General features: G+C 55.1%; 20 protein-coding genes. 9 read left to right on the plus strand and 11 right to left on the minus strand.

Going from position 1 to position 19,477, the window contains the following annotated elements; all coding sequences use genetic code 11:
• The first annotated feature begins 104 nt into the window (after positions 1–104).
• Complete coding sequence (locus MUU47_RS08230; protein ID WP_258987703.1) at positions 105–878, plus strand: DeoR/GlpR family DNA-binding transcription regulator; 774 nt, start codon at positions 105–107, stop codon at positions 876–878.
• 137 nt (positions 879–1,015) lie between these two features.
• Here the strand turns inward: MUU47_RS08230 and rsmI are convergent, their stop codons facing one another.
• Positions 1,016–1,882: a 16S rRNA (cytidine(1402)-2'-O)-methyltransferase gene (gene rsmI, locus MUU47_RS08235; RefSeq protein ID WP_159772144.1), complete on the minus strand. Its 867-nt coding sequence runs from the start codon at positions 1,880–1,882 to the stop codon at positions 1,016–1,018.
• A gap of 63 nt (positions 1,883–1,945) precedes the next feature.
• Between rsmI and MUU47_RS08240 the strand changes: the two genes are divergently transcribed.
• The 4 genes from MUU47_RS08240 to dolP are packed head-to-tail and all read left to right on the plus strand — an operon-like array spanning position 1,946 to position 5,723.
• Positions 1,946–4,174, plus strand: coding sequence for a penicillin-binding protein activator (locus MUU47_RS08240; RefSeq protein WP_258987704.1), 2,229 nt, complete (start codon positions 1,946–1,948; stop codon positions 4,172–4,174).
• Positions 4,132–4,521, plus strand: coding sequence for a YraN family protein (locus MUU47_RS08245; protein ID WP_258987705.1), 390 nt, complete (start codon positions 4,132–4,134; stop codon positions 4,519–4,521). Before MUU47_RS08240 ends, MUU47_RS08245 begins: the two co-directional genes overlap by 43 nt.
• Positions 4,522–4,547: 26 nt before the next feature.
• Positions 4,548–5,138, plus strand: a complete 591-nt coding sequence (diaA, locus tag MUU47_RS08250; protein WP_110510535.1) for a DnaA initiator-associating protein DiaA — start codon at positions 4,548–4,550, stop codon at positions 5,136–5,138.
• Between the two features lie 9 nt (positions 5,139–5,147).
• Positions 5,148–5,723: a division/outer membrane stress-associated lipid-binding lipoprotein gene (dolP, locus tag MUU47_RS08255; RefSeq protein ID WP_159760174.1), complete on the plus strand. Its 576-nt coding sequence runs from the start codon at positions 5,148–5,150 to the stop codon at positions 5,721–5,723.
• Positions 5,724–5,753: 30 nt separating this feature from the next.
• On the opposite strand, the gene MUU47_RS08260 is transcribed toward dolP, so the two are convergent.
• The 3 genes from MUU47_RS08260 to MUU47_RS08270 are packed head-to-tail and all read right to left on the minus strand — an operon-like array spanning position 5,754 to position 7,912.
• Entirely contained in the window at positions 5,754–6,794 is a 1,041-nt protein-coding gene (locus tag MUU47_RS08260) for a permease (RefSeq protein WP_258987706.1), read from the minus strand.
• 39 nt (positions 6,795–6,833) lie between these two features.
• Positions 6,834–7,481 (minus strand): NAD(P)H-binding protein, encoded by a 648-nt coding sequence (locus MUU47_RS08265; protein WP_258987707.1) that lies wholly within the window; start codon positions 7,479–7,481, stop codon positions 6,834–6,836.
• Positions 7,482–7,483: 2 nt separating this feature from the next.
• Entirely contained in the window at positions 7,484–7,912 is a 429-nt protein-coding gene (locus MUU47_RS08270) for a YhbP family protein (RefSeq protein ID WP_258987708.1), read from the minus strand.
• 52 nt (positions 7,913–7,964) lie between these two features.
• Between MUU47_RS08270 and MUU47_RS08275 the strand changes: the two genes are divergently transcribed.
• Positions 7,965–8,249 (plus strand): GIY-YIG nuclease family protein, encoded by a 285-nt coding sequence (locus MUU47_RS08275; RefSeq protein WP_258987709.1) that lies wholly within the window; start codon positions 7,965–7,967, stop codon positions 8,247–8,249.
• On the opposite strand, the gene MUU47_RS08280 is transcribed toward MUU47_RS08275, so the two are convergent.
• Both MUU47_RS08280 and ubiT read right to left on the minus strand, forming a co-directional pair.
• The gene (locus MUU47_RS08280; RefSeq protein ID WP_258987710.1) at positions 8,236–8,739 is read right to left on the minus strand and encodes a GNAT family N-acetyltransferase; all 504 of its coding nucleotides are present in this window, start codon (positions 8,737–8,739) and stop codon (positions 8,236–8,238) included. The genes MUU47_RS08275 and MUU47_RS08280 overlap by 14 nt on opposite strands.
• Entirely contained in the window at positions 8,733–9,257 is a 525-nt protein-coding gene (gene ubiT, locus MUU47_RS08285) for a ubiquinone anaerobic biosynthesis accessory factor UbiT (protein WP_258987711.1), read from the minus strand. The genes MUU47_RS08280 and ubiT overlap by 7 nt, the downstream gene beginning before the upstream one ends.
• A gap of 218 nt (positions 9,258–9,475) precedes the next feature.
• Between ubiT and ubiU the strand changes: the two genes are divergently transcribed.
• The 3 genes from ubiU (at position 9,476) to MUU47_RS08300 (ending at position 12,507) form a co-directional block, all read left to right on the plus strand.
• Complete coding sequence (gene ubiU / locus MUU47_RS08290; RefSeq protein WP_258987712.1) at positions 9,476–10,471, plus strand: ubiquinone anaerobic biosynthesis protein UbiU; 996 nt, start codon at positions 9,476–9,478, stop codon at positions 10,469–10,471.
• Between the two features lie 8 nt (positions 10,472–10,479).
• Positions 10,480–11,358, plus strand: coding sequence for a U32 family peptidase (locus MUU47_RS08295; RefSeq protein WP_445326632.1), 879 nt, complete (start codon positions 10,480–10,482; stop codon positions 11,356–11,358).
• A 141-nt stretch (positions 11,359–11,499) separates the two neighbouring features.
• Positions 11,500–12,507, plus strand: a complete 1,008-nt coding sequence (locus tag MUU47_RS08300; RefSeq protein WP_110510546.1) for a luciferase-like monooxygenase — start codon at positions 11,500–11,502, stop codon at positions 12,505–12,507.
• A 94-nt stretch (positions 12,508–12,601) separates the two neighbouring features.
• Here the strand turns inward: MUU47_RS08300 and mtr are convergent, their stop codons facing one another.
• From mtr to pnp, 5 genes are all read right to left on the minus strand, one after another.
• Positions 12,602–13,846: a tryptophan permease gene (gene mtr / locus MUU47_RS08305; RefSeq protein WP_258987714.1), complete on the minus strand. Its 1,245-nt coding sequence runs from the start codon at positions 13,844–13,846 to the stop codon at positions 12,602–12,604.
• A gap of 155 nt (positions 13,847–14,001) precedes the next feature.
• The gene (locus tag MUU47_RS08310; RefSeq protein ID WP_258987715.1) at positions 14,002–15,975 is read right to left on the minus strand and encodes a DEAD/DEAH family ATP-dependent RNA helicase; all 1,974 of its coding nucleotides are present in this window, start codon (positions 15,973–15,975) and stop codon (positions 14,002–14,004) included.
• Complete coding sequence (gene yrbN / locus MUU47_RS08315) at positions 15,968–16,045, minus strand: protein YrbN (protein ID WP_110510645.1); 78 nt, start codon at positions 16,043–16,045, stop codon at positions 15,968–15,970. Before yrbN ends, MUU47_RS08310 begins: the two co-directional genes overlap by 8 nt.
• A gap of 110 nt (positions 16,046–16,155) precedes the next feature.
• Positions 16,156–17,043 (minus strand): lipoprotein NlpI, encoded by an 888-nt coding sequence (nlpI, locus tag MUU47_RS08320; protein WP_125352435.1) that lies wholly within the window; start codon positions 17,041–17,043, stop codon positions 16,156–16,158.
• A 108-nt stretch (positions 17,044–17,151) separates the two neighbouring features.
• On the minus strand, positions 17,152–19,287 hold the full coding sequence (gene pnp, locus MUU47_RS08325) for a polyribonucleotide nucleotidyltransferase (RefSeq protein WP_258987716.1): 2,136 nt from the start codon (positions 19,285–19,287) through the stop codon (positions 17,152–17,154).
• Positions 19,288–19,477 lie beyond the last annotated feature (190 nt).

Here is a 19,477-nt window from a genome sequence, read left to right on the forward strand (position 1 = left end):
GAGCCAGCGATCTACGCTGGCTCACGTTCACTTTCGAAATTTATCGTTCACCTTTCACAACCCTTCGATTACACTAACCACAATTAATTGTCAGGCACATCAAGATGAACTCATTTGAACGTAGGAACAAAATAGTCGAACTGGTTCACTCTCAGGGAAGCGTATTGGTTCTGGATCTTTCGAATGCCTTTGGAACCTCAGAGGTAACTATTCGTGCAGACCTGCGTTTGCTGGAAGATAAAGGGTTAGTCACACGCTTCCATGGCGGAGCGGCAAAACCCGGAAGTAATTTAGCAGAAGCTGACACTCAGGAAGTTATGTTGGAAGATCGCTACAAGCTCGCCAGCGATCCTAAAAAGCGTATTGCGCAAGCCGCAGCAAATATGATTGCTGAAGGTATGACGGTCATTCTCGACAGTGGAAGCACAACCCTGCTGATTGCCGAAGAGCTGGTCAAGAAAACCAACATCACCGTGATAACCAACAGTCTGCCAGCCGCGTTTACCTTGGCGGAAAACAAAGACATCACGCTGGTTGTTTGCGGCGGCACGGTCCGGCATAAAACCCACTCCATGCACGGCACCGTTGCAGAGCAGTCATTACATGGCATAAGCGCCGATTTGATGTTTGTTGGCGCTGACGGCATTGATGCCACTAACGGGATTACCACCTTTAACGAGGGTTATTCGATAAGCGGTGTAATGGCATCAGCCGCACACAACGTTATCGCCGTGCTGGACGCGACTAAATTCAACCGTCGTGGATTCAACCAGGTGCTGCCGATGAACAAGATTAATTGTGTCATTACTGACAGCAGTATCAGTAAACAAGACGTCGCAGCCCTGGAAAAAACGGGAGTCGAACTGCGAACCGTTTGATTTAGGATGGATGATCCGAAAGCGCTACCTGATTTTCTTCCGTCATGTCTTCCGCCACGACTGTCGGAAGACATGCTTCGGCTGGCAATACCTTTTTGATTCAACCGCTACCCATCCAAGGACAGCGGCTCATCGTGTCACTCGCCCTGCTGTTCCAGCGCGTACTTATACAGCGCGTTTTTCTTCACGCCGTGGATTTCAGCGGCGATGGCAGCGGCTTTCTTCAGCGGCAGTTCGGCCTGCAGCAGCGCCAGGGTGCGTAGTGCTTCCGCAGGCAGCGCGTCGTCGCTCTGCACTTTGAAACCTTCAATGATCAGCACCATTTCGCCTTTGCGGCGGTTTTCGTCTTCTTTCACCCACGCCAGCAGTTCGCCAATCGGTGCGCCAGTGATGGTTTCCCAGGTTTTAGTCAGCTCACGGGCCAGCACCACGTAGCGGCTTTCGCCCAGTACCGTGCAGATATCTTCCAGGCTTTCCAGCAGTCGATGGGTGGATTCGTAGAAAATCAGGGTGCGGGGTTCGTTTTCTAATGCACGCAGCGCATCGCGACGGCCTTTTGATTTGGCTGGCAGGAAACCTTCGTAGCAGAATTTATCGGAAGGCAGACCCGCCGCGCTCAGCGCCGCGATAGCCGCACATGGGCCAGGCAGCGGTACCACACGAATGCCCGCCTCACGGCAGGTGCGCACCAGGTGATAACCCGGATCGTTAATCAGTGGCGTTCCGGCATCGGAAACCAACGCGATATTCTGCCCTTCTTTCAGCTTCGCCAGAAGTGTTTCAGCCTTTTGCTGTTCATTGTGGTCATGAAGGGCAAATAAACGGGCGTTTATGGCAAAATGTTGCAGCAGTAAACCGGTATGGCGAGTATCTTCCGCAGCAATGAGATCAACAGCTTGAAGTATTTCCAGCGCACGTTGGGTGATGTCGCCAAGATTACCGATTGGCGTGGGTACAATATAGAGCTGCCCCTGAGAATTGTCCGCTGATTCGCGTTGTTTCATTGTTTAGTCCGTATTGCCGATTTAATATTGAGCATTGAGCTAAAAAAATATCACTGGATACGTATGGTACCGTCAACATTTCTTCGTTCTAAAGCCGCGCGCTGTCTGCCTGTTGTGCTGGCTGCGTTACTTTTCGCCGGCTGTGGCACCCAGCATAGCGCCGATCAGAGCACCGCTCACCTCGAAGGGAGCGCGCAGGCCGATTCCGGTTACTACCTGCAGCAGATGCAGCAAAGTTCAGATGATAGCAAGACCACCTGGCAATTACTCGCCATTCGTGCACTGCTGAAAGAAGGCAAGAACCAGCAGGCGCTGGAGCTATATGGTCAGCTGCCGCAGGATCTGAACGCCTCTCAGCGTCAGGAGCAGTCGCTGTTGGCGCCTGAAATCAAGCTCTCGCAGAAAGACTTTGCCGGTGCGCAAGCACTGCTCGCTAAGATTGACGTGGCAACCCTTGATAGCAATCAGCAGGCCCGTTACTGGCAGGATGTGATTGTCGCCCAGCAAGGCCAACCATCGCTGACGCTGCTGCGCGCCCTGATTGCTCAAGAGCCGCAGCTGGCTTCCGTACAGGATAAGCAGAAAAATATTGATGCCACCTGGCAGGCGCTCTCGTCCATGACCAAAGAGCAGGCCGCGGCGCTGGTGATTAACGCCGACGAAAACGTGTTGCAAGGTTGGCTGGATCTCCAGCGGGTATGGTTTGATAACCGAAACGATCCGGACATGATGAAAGCCGGGATCCAGGACTGGAAAACCCGTTACCCGCAAAACCCTGGCGCGAAAATGCTGCCGACGCAGCTGGTCAACGTGCAGAACTTTAAACCCGCTTCTACCGCGAAAATCGCCCTGTTCTTACCGTTAAATGGTCAGGCAGCGGTGTATGGTCGTACTATTCAGCAGGGCTTTGAAGCGGCGAAGAATGGCAGCGCTGGCGCAGTCAGCGGCAGTGCGGTGCCGGAACAAACGGCGCAGGCGGCATCCATTCAGGACAGTAACGCCGTGGTGAGCCCTTCACAGGCTGAAGTGAGTGATTTAACCACCAGCCAACCGGCGGCAGATACGCAGACTCAGCCAGCGATCGGTTCGCAGGCAAGGCCGGTTCAGGCTCCGGGCACCGGACAGGCCGCAACGCCTGCTGCGACTCCGGCTCAATCTGACGTCCAGGCTCCTGCCACTCAGCAGCCTGTCAGCGCACCTGCTCCAGCGGCAACAGCGCCAGCAGAAACGGCACCTGTCAGTACAGATGCGGCGGCTGCACCTCAGCCCGTTGCGCAGCCTGCTGTACAACCCGCTGTAGCCTCTGTTCCGGCGAATCCGTCAGCGGACATTAAGGTTTACGACACCACCACCGCCCCGCTGGATCAGCTGCTTAATCAGGCTCAGCAGGATGGCGCGACGCTGGTTGTTGGCCCTCTGCTGAAAAATGAAGTGGAATCGCTGGCTAAGAGCAACACCAGCCTGAACGTGCTGGCGCTCAATGAGCCTGAAAGCGTGCAGAACCGCGCGAATATTTGCTACTTCGCCCTCTCCCCTGAAGATGAGGCCCGCGATGCGGCACATCATATTCACGATCAGGGCAAACAGGCGCCGTTGGTGTTGATCCCGCGCAGCGCCTTTGGCGATCGCGTGGCTAACGCCTTTGCGCAGGAATGGCAAAAAATCGGCGGCGGCGTGGTGCTGGAGCAGAAATTTGGTTCGGTGAATGAACTGCGCGGCAACGTGAACGGCGGCGGCGGTATCGCCCTGACCGGCAGCCCAATCAGTGCCAGCCTGCCGCAGCAGCAAGCGGTGACAATCGGCGGCCTGACGATCCCGGCGCCACCGAGCGATGCGCAGATCTCCAGCGGCGGTAAAGTGGATGCGGCGTATATTGTCGCCACGCCGGACGAAATCGCCTACATCAAACCGATGATCGCCATGCGTAACGGCAGCCAGAGCGGCGCAACGTTATACGCCAGCTCGCGCAGCGCGCAGGGTACCGCAGGCCCGGACTTCCGTCTGGAAATGGACGGCTTACAGTTCAGCGAAATCCCAATGCTGGCGGGTAGCAACCCGGCGTTGATGCAGCAGGCGCTTGGTGCGGTACATAACGATTACTCACTGGCTCGTCTGTACGCAATGGGCGCTGATGCCTGGGCGCTGGCGAATCACTACTCACAGATGCGTCAGGTGCCAGGCTTCGAGCTGAACGGTAACACGGGCGATCTGACCGCCACTCAAGATTGTGTGATCAACAGGAAGTTGTCATGGCTCAAATACCAGCAAGGACAGATGGTGCCGGCAAACTAAGCCGGAAGCAGACCGGTGACGCGTGGGAACAGGAAGCGCGTCACTGGCTGGAACGCAAAGGACTGCGCTTTATCGCCGCCAATGTGCGTTCGCGCGGCGGCGAAATCGACCTGATAATGAAAGACGGTGCGGTAACGGTGTTTGTTGAAGTTCGTTATCGCAGCAGCGCGCAGTATGGCGGCGCAACCGCCAGTGTGACACGCAGCAAACAAACAAAATTATTACAGACGGCGCGCTTGTGGCTTGCCCGCCACAACGGGAGTTTTGAGACTACGGATTGTCGGTTCGATGTGATAGCCTTCACCGGTAGTCAGATCGAATGGTTAACAAACGCCTTTGGCGAATAGCGTCACTCAAGAATTTAAGGGACATCGTGCTCGACAGAATTAAAGCCTGCTTTACGGAAAGCATTCAGACCCAAATTGCAGCAGCAGAAGCGCTTCCGGACGCTATTTCCCGGGCCGCCATGACGCTGGTGCAGTCCTTACTTAATGGCAACAAAATCCTCTGTTGTGGCAACGGCACGTCAGCCGCCAACGCACAGCATTTTGCTGCCTGCATGATTAACCGTTTTGAAACAGAACGCCCTGGTTTACCTGCCATTGCACTTAATACCGATAATGTGGTCTTAACAGCGATTGCAAACGATCGTCTTCACGATGAAGTGTATGCAAAACAGGTACGTGCGCTGGGTCATGCAGGCGACGTGCTGCTGGCGATATCCACGCGGGGAAACAGCCGCGATATCGTCAAAGCGGTAGAAGCTGCCGTGACGCGCGATATGACTATCGTGGCATTGACGGGCTATGACGGGGGAGAGCTGGCTGGCCTGCTGGGCCCGCAGGATGTGGAAATCCGCATCCCCTCGCACCGCGGCGCGCGCATTCAGGAGATGCACATGCTGACAGTTAACTGTTTATGCGATCTGATTGATAACACCCTTTTCCCACACCAGGACGATTAAGGAGTACTCATGAAGGCATTTTCGCCCCTCGCGGTCCTTATTTCCGCGCTGCTGCTTCAGGGATGTGTTGCTGCGGCAGTGGTCGGTACGGCTGCGGTCGGCACTAAGGCCGCCACGGACCCACGCACAGTAGGCACGCAGGTCGATGACAGCACGCTGGAACTGCGCGTGAATAGCGCCCTGAACAAAGATGAACAACTGAAGAAAGAAGCGCGCGTGAACGTTATGGCCTGGCAAGGTAAAGTCCTGCTGACCGGCCAGGCACCGTCTACTGATTTGGCATCGCAGGCCAAGCAGATAGCGATGGGTGTCGACGGCACGACGGAAGTGTTTAACGAAATCCGTCAGGGCCAGCCGATTGGGCTGGGCACAGCGTCTTCAGATACCTGGATTACCACCAAAGTCCGTTCGCAGATGTTGGGCAGCGACCAGGTGAAATCCTCTGCAGTGAAAGTCACAACCGAAAACGGTGAAGTGTTCCTGATGGGGACCTTGACCGACCGTGAAGGCAAAGCCGCGGCGGATATCGCCAGCCGCGTCAGCGGAGTGAAACACGTCACTACCGCCTTTACCTTCATCCAGTAAAGACCAGGCCCGGCAACCTGCCGGGCTCTTTTATATCAACGCTATCCCGCCGGTTATCACCCCACTCAGCACTACCAATCCACCCGACAGCCACAAGGCTTTCGCCGGGAATGCTTTACGCAGCATGACCAGTGACGGAAGACTGAGTGCAGGTAGCGTAATCAGCAACGCCAGCCCTGGCGCTACGCCCATTCCGGCGAGCATCATGGTCTGAACAATCGGGATTTCCGCCGCTGTCGGAATGACAAACAAACAGCCGGCCACCGCCATCGCAATCACCCAAAACAGCGTGTTGCCGACGATGCCATCCGTATGAGGGAACAGCCAGACTCGGGCCGCACCGAGAATAAGCACCGCAATGATGTACACCGGGATGGTGTTCCAGAACAGCGTCCACAGGGCTTTAACCCAGCGGGAGAAGAACGGGGCGGAATTGACCTCCGTTGGCATATCAACCGGTACAGGCTCGGCGCTGGTCGGCTCTTTCACCCATTTTTGTACCAGCGTGGCGACCACCAGCACCGTCGCTAAACCAGCCACCAGCCGAATCAACGTGAACTGCCAGCCGAGCACAAAGCCCATGAATACCAGCGTCGCCGGGTTCAGCAATGGGTTTCCCAGCCAGAAAGCCAGCGCCCCCCCCATGGATACCTGCTGACGACGCATTCCCGCCGCCACTGGAGCCGCACAGCAGGTGCACATCATGCCGGGCAGAGAAAAGAGCGTACCGAGTAGCGTGCCGCGAAAACGCGGTTGTCCGAGGGTACGCAACAGCCAGTCACGTGGGATCAGCACCTGAATCAGCGAGCCGAGCAGTACACCCAGCACCGCGGCTTTCCAGACTGCAAGAAAGTAGACCGTCGCGTAATCCAGCGCGGCCTGCCACGGGCTGTCTGCCGCCTGCGCCAGAATCGATTTACCAATGTTGCGTGTATCCGCTGCGGTGAATGCTTTGCCGTAATACGGCTGCCATTTCACGTACCAGAGACCGACGATAACAACGAGGAAAAAGAGTGCAGGCTTCCACCACGCCAGTGGGGAAGATGCCTGTGAGGAAGACTGACCAGCCATACCATGCTCCAGGAAGGAAAAACGATGTGACGCAGGATGTTACGCTTGGCCCGTCGCCATTTCACGTAATTTTGCTGAGGTGATGATGTTCAGCCCCTGTTTTGCGGGCGAGAGCGCATCTATCAGCATGGCCTTTGCGACGTCGCGTGCGTCGATGGATTTCCAGTTTCCGGGCAGAAACGTAAACAGCGGCGCCATCAGCGATTCATTCAGGCGTCGATTTTCCCTGTCGCCCAGCAGCATCGACGGACGTGCAATGGTGAGATGCGGCCAGTTCTGCGCGATCAACGCCTCTTCCATTTCGCCCTTCACGCGATTGTAGAAAAACGGCGACCTGGCGTTAGCGCCGATGGCGCTGACCACCAGCATGTGGCGCGCACCCAGCCGCTGGCCGGTGAGCGCGGTATCGACCACCAGCGTGTAATCGGCATGCACGAACGCCTCTTTGCTACCCGCTTCACGCCTGGTGGTACCGAGGCAGCAAAACACAATATCTACCGGGGAAGTGACCGTCGCCAGCGCATCCGTAAGTTGCGGAGCGTGAGGGTTAATCACGCCGTCGGGCACCTCTTGCAACGGGCGTCGGGTGGCGGCGGTAATCTGCGTGATGCGCGGTTCCAGTGCCATCATCCGCAGTAAGTGCCCACCAACCAAACCAGTCGCTCCGGTGATCAGTACGCTTGCCATTGTTATTCCTGCCGTAACCAGTGGAGTTTTTTACCGAAACCCAGAGTATTGTCGGTGAACTTGAGTTCATCAAGACGAATTTCCCACACCGGGGCGGGCATCATTTTGGCGATGGGAAAACGGCGGTTGTAGCGCTGACGGGCAGTTTCGCTTTCCTCTCCGCAAAGCAGTCGGATTTCACCCCGAAACTGCACGCCACGAATTAACGCCACCGTTTTCGGCTGGCCATTGACGGTACCTGCAACGGGTGCGCAATGGCCGCTCATTTGCGCGTGTCGGGTGGTTTCTTCGCTGAGAAGATAGAACGCGACCTTTTCACGGTCGTAGAGATAAAATGCACAAGCAGCCCACAACTCGCCGTCCTCCGCTACGCTCCAGCTGACAACATGCTGTTTTTCCAGCCATCGACTGATAGCGGCCAGTGACTCCATTTTTGCTCTCCCGCGTGCTATGGTGCGCTCACCTTAACACAGGAGCCGGAACGTGTGCTGGTTTGTCTATTTGATTCGAAGCCCTGATAACCGTCTCTATACGGGCATTACAACCGACGTGGAACGCCGTCTGGCGCAGCATCAGAGCGGTAAGGGTGCGAAAGCATTACGGGGAAAGGGAGAACTGGTGCTGGCCTTCTCCAGAGAGGTTGGTGACCACTCACTTGCATTGCGCGTGGAATATCAGATTAAACAGCTGACGAAGCGCCACAAAGAGCGCCTCGTCGCCGGGGATGCCTCGTTTGACGCGCTGCTAGAGCACCTCAGAGACGATTAAAGTGATCGCAGTATTCTACCTGGCCGTGCACGCCATTCAGCGCGTCATCCGCCAGCGGGCGCAGTTGGAACGCAGCTTCAGTGCCAGGCCAACGGCAGCGTAAATCATAACGGGCCGCTGGTTGAAAGCCCAGTTTACCGTATAGCGCAGGATCGCCAAGCGTGACAACGGCGGCATAGCCGAACTCGTTCAGTGAATCGAGCCCTTCGTAGACCAGTTGGCGGCCAATGCCCTGCCCCTGATACGCTTTATCAACGGCCAGCGGCGCCAGTCCGACCCACTGCAACTCTTCGCCTTCGATGCTTACCGGACTGAAGGCAACGTAGCCGACTACCTGTCCTTCGTCATCCGTAGCGACCAGACCCAATGTAATCAGCCCGTCTTCCCGCAGGGATTGCACCAATTCAGCTTCACCGTCGCTCTCAAACGAACGGCGCAGCAGGGCATCAATGCCCGGTGCGTCTATCCCAATTTCCACTCGAATCAGCATGGCTCACCTACCGATGTGTGTCTGGTTTGTGGCGGGTTCTGCTGCCCCGCCTCAACAAAGTCCGCCAGTTGCAGCAGCATGATACGCAGCGCCTTTGGCATCTGCTCAAGCTCAATGGCGTCCATCAGGTTTTTGACGTACAGCCCTAATTCCGTGTCACCCTCAATCACTAATCGGCGCTGGAAAAAGAGCGTATCCGGATCCTGCTTGCGTGCCGCAATCATCAGCAAATCGCTGGCGTCTGCGCTGAAACTCACATCGGCATCTGCACAATCGCTGACAATCAGGCGGTCATTTTCTACGGAGGTGAACCAGCGCAGGCCAATATCGCGCACATCAATGCTTAACCAACGGCCTTCCAGAAAATCCAGTTCGCCTTCCGCTAACGCCTGGCGGAACTGCCAGCTTAGCACCTGTTCCAGTACCTGACGTTTTAAGGCGAACGGGGTGACTTTCACCGGGACGCTCATCAGAGTCGGGCCCATCTGTACCAGGCGTGAACGCAGTTTATCCAACACGAGCTTTACTCCCTCAATGCAATAGTCCGGTTATTCTGCCACAACCGCGAAACAACATAGCGGCGTAAATCAACAATTCTGTAAGAGGCTATGCCGCATTATTGGCACCATCAATCCGCTTTTAACTGCCTCAAATCAAAAATAGTCGACGATGGGTTAACTAAAATCCCAGTTCGTTAACAATCGCGGCCCTGCGGGTCGCTGCCTCAGGAAATATTATGGAGCTGCTCTGCCCTGCCGGAAACCTCCCGGCGCTTAAGGCGGCCATCGAAAACGGTGCCGACGCGGTATACATCGGACTGAAAGATGACACCAACGCCCGTTATTTTGCCGGCCTTAACTTTACCGAAAAAAAACTGCAGGAAGCGGTCAGCTTTGTACATCAGCACCGCCGGAAGCTACATATCGCCATCAATACTTTTGCGCATCCAGACGGTTATGTTCGCTGGCAGCGCGCGGTCGATATGGCTGCTCAGCTCGGTGCCGATGCGCTGATCCTCGCGGATATCGCGATGCTGGAGTACGCCGCCGAGCGCTATCCGCACATTGAGCGTCACGTTTCCGTGCAGGCTTCTGCGACCAATGAAGAGGCGATCCGCTTCTATCATCGTAACTTTGACGTCGCCCGAGTGGTGCTCCCACGCGTGCTTTCTATTCATCAGGTTAAGCAACTGGCGCGCACCACGCCAGTTCCACTGGAAGTATTTGCCTTTGGCAGCCTGTGTATTATGGCTGAAGGCCGTTGTTTTCTCTCCTCCTGGTTAACGGGGGAGTCGCCAAATACGGTGGGCGCGTGTTCTCCGGCCAAGTATGTGCGATGGCAGCAAACGCCGCAGGGGCTGGAGTCTCGCCTCAACGATGTGCTGATTGACCGTTATCAGGATGGTGAAAATGCCGGTTATCCAACGCTGTGCAAAGGTCGGTACATGGTCGACGGGCAGCGTTTTCACGTGCTCGAAGAGCCAACCAGCCTCAATACCCTGGAACTGCTGCCGGAGCTGCTCGCGGCAAACATTGCGTCGGTGAAAATCGAAGGCCGCCAGCGCAGCCCGGCGTATGTCAGCCAGGTGGCGAAAGTGTGGCGTCAGGCCATCGACCGCTGCATGGCCGACCCGCAAAACTTTGTGCCGCAATCCACCTGGATGGACACGCTCGGCGCGATGTCCGAAGGCACCCAGACCACGCTTGGTGCGTATCACCGTAAATGGCAGTAAGGAACGTGATGAAATATTCATTAGGGCCAGTGCTCTATTATTGGTCAAAAGAGACGCTGGAAGACTTTTACCAGCAGGCGGCCCACAGCAGTGCTGATACCATCTATCTCGGTGAAGCAGTGTGCAGCAAACGTCGCGCCACCAAAGTGGGCGACTGGCTGGATATGGCGAAAAACCTGGCGAGCGGCGGCAAACAGGTCGTGCTGTCGACGCTGGCACTGGTTCAGGCCTCTTCCGAACTCAATGAGCTGAAACGCTACGTTGATAACGGGGATTTCCTGATTGAGGCCAGCGACCTTGGCGTGGTGAACCTGTGCGCCGATCGTAATCTGCCATTCGTCGCTGGACACGCCCTGAATTGCTATAACGCCGTGACCCTGCGTCTATTGCAAAAACAGGGCATGATGCGCTGGTGTATGCCAGTCGAGCTTTCCCGTGACTGGCTGGTGAACATGCTCAAACAGTGCGAAGAACTGGGCATTCGCGATAAGTTTGAAGTGGAAGTTCTGAGCTACGGCCACCTGCCGCTGGCGTATTCCGCCCGCTGCTTTACCGCGCGCTCGGAAGACAAACCGAAGGACGAGTGCGAGACCTGCTGCATCAAATACCCTAACGGGCGCGATATGCTGTCACAGGAAAACCAGCAGGTGTTTGTGCTGAACGGCATTCAGACCATGAGCGGCTACGTTTACAACCTCGGCAATGAGCTGAAATCGATGGACGCCCTGGTGGATATGGTTCGCTTGTCGCCGATGGGCACCAATACCTTCGCGATGATTGATGCCTTCCGTGCCAATGAAAACGGTGCCGCTCCGCTCGTGCTCGAAGCGCACAGTGACTGTAACGGCTACTGGAAACGTCTGGCTGGACTCGAACTTCAGGCATAAAAAAGCTCACTTTGTTAACGACGGTTATCGGTTTGTAATGCAGTATTAAAGATGCAGCTTTTCTGGCCGACACAATTCTCCTGCGCGAGGCTGGAAGAAGACCTTCAATCTGATGACAATGCTGTAGCAAAGTGAGCCGTTATGACTGACAAAAATTGTGCATTCTCGGTGCTGGATCTGGCGCCGATCCCTCAGGGTTCTTCAGCGAAAGAAGCCTTTTCCCATTCGCTCGACCTCGCCCGACTCGCGGAAAAGCGCGGTTATCACCGCTACTGGCTGGCCGAACACCACAACATGAGCGGGATAGCCAGCGCCGCGACCTCGGTGCTGATTGGCTATCTGGCCGCTAACACCTCGACGCTTCATCTCGGGTCTGGCGGGGTGATGTTGCCCAACCACTCTCCATTGGTGATTGCCGAGCAGTTCGGCACCCTGAACACGCTTTATCCAGGCCGTATCGATTTGGGGCTGGGGCGTGCGCCAGGCAGCGATCAACCGACGATGCGCGCCCTGCGCCGTCATATGGGCGGTGATATTGATAACTTCCCGCGCGATGTCGCCGAACTGGTTGACTGGTTTGATGCGCGTGACCCCAATCCGCAAGTGCGTCCGGTCCCGGGCTACGGTGAAAAAATTCCGGTGTGGCTGTTGGGCTCAAGTCTGTACAGCGCCCAGCTTGCTGCACAGCTGGGGCTGCCGTTCGCCTTCGCCTCACACTTTGCGCCCGATATGCTATTCCAGGCATTGCAGCTCTATCGCACTCAGTTCAAACCGTCAGCGCGTCTGGAAAAACCGTACGCGATGGTCTGCATCAATATCATTGCAGCCGACAGCAACCGGGATGCGGAATTCCTGTTCACGACCATGCAGCAGGCGTTTGTGAAACTGCGTAGGGGCGAAACCGGGCAACTGCCGCCGCCGATTCAGAACATGGACCACTTCTGGACCCCGGGAGAGAAGTACGGCGTCGATCAGGCGCTCGGCATGTCTTTGGTGGGGGATAAAACGAAAGTTCGTCATGGGCTTGAATCGGTGCTGCGTGAAACGCAGGCTGACGAAATCATGGTCAACGGACAGATTTTCGATCACCAGGCACGCTTGCATTCGTTCGATTTGGCGATGCAGGTAAAAGAGGAGTTATTGGGATAATTTTAGTTTGTTGCCCGGCGGCACTGCGTTTGCCAGGCCTACAGGTTTATGGTCACACAGGCCCGGCAAGCATTGCGCCGCCGGGCACTAACGATTATTGGTACACCGGCAACAGATTGAAGCTCGACAGGAAATGCACCACCACATTCCCGACCCCGAACAGCAGGATCAGCGCAATCATCGGCTTACCACCCCATACGCGGAACTGCGGGCTGCCAAAACGCTTGCGTGATTTACGTGCCAGCAGCGCGGGCACAATCGCCGCCCAGATGGTCGCAGCCAGTCCGGCATATCCAATCGCATACAGAAAACCGTTTGGCCACAGCAGGCCACCAATCACCGGCGGAACGAAGGTCAGCAGCGCAGTCTTAAAACGTCCGAAAGGCGCATCGTCAAACTTGAACAGATCCGCCAGGTAGTCGAACAGGCCCAGCGTCACGCCGAGGAATGAACTCGCGACGGCGAAGTTTGAGAACACAACCAAGAGCAGATCCAGACTGCGGCTGTTCAGCACGCCACTCAGCGCCTGCACCAGCACATCAATATTACCGCCCTTCTGCGCAATGCCGATAAATTCGGGGCGCGGGATATTCCCCATCGTTCCCAACAGCCACACCGCATACAGGCCCAGCGCCAGCAGCGTGCCGTACACCAGGCACTTCACGATGGTCTTAGGATCTTTACCGTAATACTTCATCAGGCTTGGCACATTGCCGTGATAACCGAATGACGCCAGACAGAACGGCAGCGTCATCAACAGATATGGCAGATAAGTTGCGTGCTGTTCCGCCACGTTAAACAGCGTTGGGGCTTCTACGTGGCCTAGCAGGCTGCCAAAGGTCAGGAAAAAGGTGATCACTTTCGCGCCGAGAACAATCGCCGTCATTCGGCTGACGGCTTTGGTACTGAGCCATACCACAAACGCGACCAGAAGCGCGAAGCCCAATCCGGCCAGACGCGGCGGCACATTCAGAGACATTTCACTGAACGTGTGGTGCAGAATCGAGCCACTCGCCGAGATGTAGGCGTAGGTCAGAATGTAGAGCACGAACGCAATCGACAGCCCGTTGATGATATTCCAGCGCTTGCCGAGCAAGTCTTTGGTGATGGTGTCGAAGCTCGAGCCAATGCGATAGTTGAGGTTTGCCTCAAGGATCATCAGCCCGGAATGCAGCATGCAGAACCAGGTGAACACCAATGCCGCCAGCGACCAGAAGAACCACGCTCCGGACATGACCACCGGCAGCGAGAACATCCCTGCACCAATAATCGTTCCGCCGATAATCACCACCCCGCCAATCAATGACGGCCGGGTTGCTGTGGTGGTCAATGTCGCCATAGCGCCTGCTCTCCAGAAGATAATAATCTAAATAGGTTTTATGCGCAGCACTGTACCAGTACACGAGTACAATTGAAATAAAAAAAGCCCCGATAATCAATACCGGGGCTGTATCGTTTACTTTACGTCAGTAAACGCAGTTTTTTATCTGGCAATTACGCTTCGGTAGGACGACGACGCACTGGCGCATCATCACGACGTGGCGCACGGCCACCTTCGCGACGCTCACCGCTGAAACGGCCTGCACCACCTTCACGACGTTCACCGCTGAAGCGACGACCTTCACCACCACGACCGCCTTCGCTGCGACCGCCTTCACGACGCTCACCGAAACCGCCACGACCACCCGCTGGACCACCGCGACGCTCACCGCCACCGGTGTGCGGCACTGCATCACCGACCAACTGCATGTTCATCGGCTTGTTCAGGATGCGGGTGCGAGTAAAGTGCTGAAGCACTTCGCCCGGCATACCTTTCGGCAGCTCGATAGTAGAGTGGGTACCGAACAGCTTGATGTTACCGATGTAACGGCTGCTGATATCGCCTTCATTAGCGATAGCGCCAACAATGTGACGAACTTCAACGCCATCATCACGACCCACTTCAATGCGGTACAGCTGCATATCACCAACGTCACGACGTTCGCGACGTGGACGGTCTTCACCGCTACGCTCTGGACGGTCGCCACGTGGGCCACGGTCGTTACGATCGCCGCGCGGAGCACGATCATTACGGTCGAAACGCTCGTCACGATCGCGGAACTCACGCTTAGGACGCATCGGTGCATCTGGTGGCAGGATCAGAGGACGTTCGCCCTGAGCCATTTTCAGCAGTGCTGCGGCCAGCGTTTCCATATCCAGCTCTTCTTCAGCAGAAGGCTGAATTTTTGCCAGCAGACCGCGGTAGATATCCAGATCGCTGCTTTCCAGCTGCTGCTGAATTTTAGCAGAGAACTTAGCCAGACGACGCTCGCTCAGCAGTTCACGGGTCGGCAGTTCAACTTCTGGAATAGTCAGCTTCATGGTGCGTTCAATGTTACGCAGCAGACGACGCTCGCGGTTCTCAACGAACAGCAGCGCACGACCTGCACGACCTGCACGACCGGTACGGCCGATACGGTGAACGTAAGACTCGGAGTCCATTGGGATGTCGTAGTTAACAACCAGGCTGATACGCTCAACGTCCAGGCCACGGGCCGCAACGTCGGTCGCAATCAGGATGTCCAGACGACCATCTTTCAGACGATCCAGAGTCTGCTCACGCAGGGACTGGTTCATGTCACCGTTCAGCGCGGCACTGTTATAGCCACTCTGTTCCAGCGCTTCAGCCACTTCCAGGGTCGCATTTTTGGTACGTACGAAGATAATCGCCGCATCAAAATCTTCTGATTCCAGGAAACGCACCAGCGCTTCATTCTTACGCATGCCCCAGACAGTCCAGTAGCTCTGGCTGATGTCAGGACGGGTCGTTACGCTAGACTGAATGCGAACTTCCTGCGGTTCTTTCATGAAGCGACGGGTAATACGACGAATCGCTTCTGGCATGGTTGCAGAGAACAGAGCGGTCTGATGACCTTCTGGGATCTGAGCCATAATGGTTTCAACGTCTTCGATGAAGCCCATACGCAGCATTTCATCAGCTTCATCCAGGACCAGACCTTTCAGGCTGGACAGGTTCAGCGTGCCACGTTTTAAGTGATCGAGCAGACGACCTGGGGTACCGACAACAATTTGTGGTCCCTGACGCAGGGCGCGCAGCTGTACGTCATAACGCTGGCCACCGTAAAGGGCCACAACGTTTACGCCGTGCATATGTTTAGAGAAATCCGTCATGGCTTCAGCAACCTGAACCGCCAGTTCGCGGGTCGGTGCCAGCACCAGGATTTGTGGTGCTTTCAGCTCTGGATCAAGGTTGTGCAGCAGCGGTAAAGAGAACGCTGCAGTTTTGCCGCTACCCGTCTGGGCCATACCCAGTACATCACGGCCAGCCAGCAGATGTGGAATACACTCTGCCTGGATTGGAGATGGTTTTTCGTAACCCAGATCGTTCAGGGCTTTAAGGATAGAGTCGTTAAGACCCAGATCGGTAAAAGTAGTTTCGATAGTAGTAGTCTCGATGATATCAGTCATGTAGTACACGTGCCTCGTAGATGGCGGCCAGTCTACATAACTCATCGTGAAATTGACCTGCAATTTTCATTGAAAAGTGTGAACCGGCTCAAATTTGGGTAATTAACGAACAATAAAGCCCTCACCCGTGAAGATGATGGCAATCAAAAAAGAATATGGTCTGATTTGTATGTTCGTCAGCTATTGCTGGTCCGATTCTGCCAGGTCATCTTGCTCCTGGCCCAAGAGCGCTAATTCCAACAATGCGTATCGGTGCTCAACAAAGTTATGAACGTTGTTAGCAACCGCCAGTTTGAACAGTGCCGTGGCGCTGTCCTTGTCCCCCAGACTTAGGTAGTACTTACCTAAATAGAAGTTTGTTTCACTGAGATGTTCAGCGAGCGAGGTGTTATCCGTTGCGTCCGTCTTCAGGCGATCCATCAGCGTTGCTTCGCTAATGTCACCGAGATAGAACTCGACAATGTTCCATCCCCATTGCTCTTTATCCGATTTTTCATAGCGCTGCTTGAGTGCTACAACAGCCTGCTTCTCATCGAGCTTCCGCTCAACGATGTATAACCACAGACTACGGAAAGGATCATTGGGATCGTCTTGATAAAACGCCAGCAGATCATCTTGCGCTAACTTAGCGCGACCACCGTAATAAAGTGCGATGCCGCGGTTCAGATATGCGTAATTGTAAGTTGGATCAAGCTCAAGTACAGAATCAAACGCTTCATAGGCAGCATCAAAATTGCCTGCCTGCGTTAAATAAATGCCTAAGTAATTGAATACTTCAGGCATATCGGGTCTGATTGCCAGCGCTTGCGAGAAATCGTTACGCGCTAATGCCCTCAAACCGAGACTATCATACAACACTCCGCGCTCATATAAAAGCTGTGCGCGTTCATCATCGGATAAAGCCCGACTGGCAAGAATTTGTTCCATACGTGCCAGAATCACTTCTTGCTGCAATGTCGGTTGCAATGGCACCGCCAGGACTTCACTCTTACGCCAGGCAGAGGAGTTGCTGCATCCTGCCAGCGTGAGTGCTGTCGCAACGAAACACCAGCGCAAAAAAGGCTTCATTTCCCACTCCCGAAGACAACAATTGGATGAACGTCCTGTTCCCCGGCTGCTAACAAGCGTCCTGCCCGGAATGCGCCCTCCGCAAAGGCGGAGGGCTAATAGGCAACCTTACTCGCCCTGTTCCGCTGCCGGAGCTTCCGGCGCGGCCGCAGGCTGAGTCTGCTCGGTCGCTTCTTTAATGCTCAGACGGACACGGCCCTGGCGATCAACTTCCAGAACCTTAACCGGTACTTCCTGACCCATCTGCAGATAGTCAGTCACTTTCTCTACACGCTTGTCAGCGATCTGAGAAATGTGTACCAGGCCTTCTTTACCGCCACCGATAGCCACGAAGGCACCGAAGTCTACGATACGGGTAACTTTACCGTTGTAGATGCGGCCCACTTCGATTTCAGCGGTGATTTCTTCGATACGGCGAATAGCGTACTGCGCTTTGTCACCGTCGGTCGCTGCGATTTTCACAGTACCGTCATCTTCGATTTCGATGGTGGTGCCGGTTTCTTCAGTCAGCGCACGGATAACAGAGCCGCCTTTACCGATAACGTCTTTGATCTTGTCCGGGCTGATCTTGATGGTGTGAATACGCGGTGCGAATTCGGAGATGTCGCCACGCGGTGCGTTGATTGCCTGTTCCATCACACCCAGGATGTGCAGACGCGCACCTTTAGCCTGGTTCAGAGCAACCTGCATGATTTCTTTGGTGATACCTTCAATTTTGATATCCATCTGCAGAGCAGAGATACCTTCACGGGAACCCGCAACTTTGAAGTCCATATCGCCCAGGTGATCTTCATCGCCGAGGATGTCGGACAGAACCACGAAGTTCTCGCCTTCTTTCACCAGACCCATCGCGATACCTGCTACTGCAGATTTAATCGGTACGCCTGCGTCCATCAGTGCCAGGGAAGCACCGCACACGGAAGCCATGGAAGAAGAACCATTAGATTCGGTGATTTCAGAAACCACACGAACGGTGTACGGGAATTCGTCAGTGGTGGGCATAACTGCCAACACGCCACGCTTCGCCAGACGGCCGTGACCAATTTCACGTCGCTTCGGTGAGCCAATCATACCGGTTTCGCCCACGGAGTACGGAGGGAAGTTGTAGTGGAACAGGAAGCTGTCAGTGCGATCGCCCATCAGTTCGTCGATGTTCTGTGCGTCACGTGCGGTACCCAGAGTTGCAGTAACCAGCGCCTGAGTTTCACCACGGGTGAACAGAGCGGAACCGTGAGTACGTGGCAGAACACCAGTGCGCACGTCCAGACCACGAATCATGTCTTTTTCACGACCATCGATACGCGGTTCGCCAGCCAATACGCGGCTACGTACTGCAGTTTTCTCGATACCGTGCAGGATGTCGCCCAGTTCGTTAGCGTCCAGCGTTTCGTCTTCTGCAACCAGGGAAGCGATCACGTCAGATTTGATAGCATCAATCTGAGTGTAACGTTCCTGCTTGTCGGTGATGCGGTATGCATCGCTCAGACGAGACTGTGCCAGGCCGGCAACGCGCGCATGCAGCGCTTCGTCGATGGCTTCTGGCTGCCAATCCCAACGTGGTTTACCGGCTTCTTTCACCAGGTCGTTGATATTCTGGATAACTACCTGCTGCTGTTCGTGGCCGAACACCACGGCGCCCAGCATCTGGTCTTCGCTCAGCAGTTCAGCTTCAGATTCAACCATCAGTACAGCGGCTTCGGTACCCGCAACAACCAAGTCCAGTTTGCTGGTTTTCAGCTCTTCCTGGGTTGGGTTCAGTACGTACTGGTCGTTGATGTAACCCACGCGCGCAGAACCGATTGGGCCGTTGAACGGAAGGCCGGACAGGGACAGTGCAGCGGAAGCGCCAATCATTGCCACGATATCTGGGTTAACCTGCGGGTTTACGGACACAACGGTCGCGATAACCTGAACTTCGTTAATGAAGCCTTCTGGGAACAGCGGGCGAACCGGGCGGTCAATCAGACGCGCAATCAGGGTTTCGCCTTCGCTTGGACGGCCTTCACGACGGAAGAAGCCACCAGGAATTTTACCAGCAGCGTAAGTACGCTCCTGATAGTTAACAGTCAACGGGAAGAAGTCCTGTCCTGGTTTAGTTTTTTTCTGACCCACAACGGTAACGAATACCGCGGTGTCATCCATGCTAACCATAACGGCAGCAGTCGCCTGACGCGCCATCATGCCGGTTTCCAGTGTGACCGTGTGCTGGCCATACTGGAATTTACGAACGATCGGATTCAGCAAAATTTTATCCTTTCTAGATGAGTAACGGGACACCATTGGATGTGCCGTTCAAAGACCCGATCCTCTTGCATCCTCGCGACTAATGACAATCCTAACCATCGGTTAAGTCTCTCATTAGCCGCGCGAAACGCTGCAATGAAGATCATTTGTTTCAGCAATACAAACAATACATGAGTTTCATGTTAATTGC

Source organism: Scandinavium hiltneri, assembly GCF_024764835.1.
In the GTDB taxonomy this organism is placed as follows: Bacteria; Pseudomonadota; Gammaproteobacteria; order Enterobacterales; family Enterobacteriaceae; genus Scandinavium; species Scandinavium hiltneri.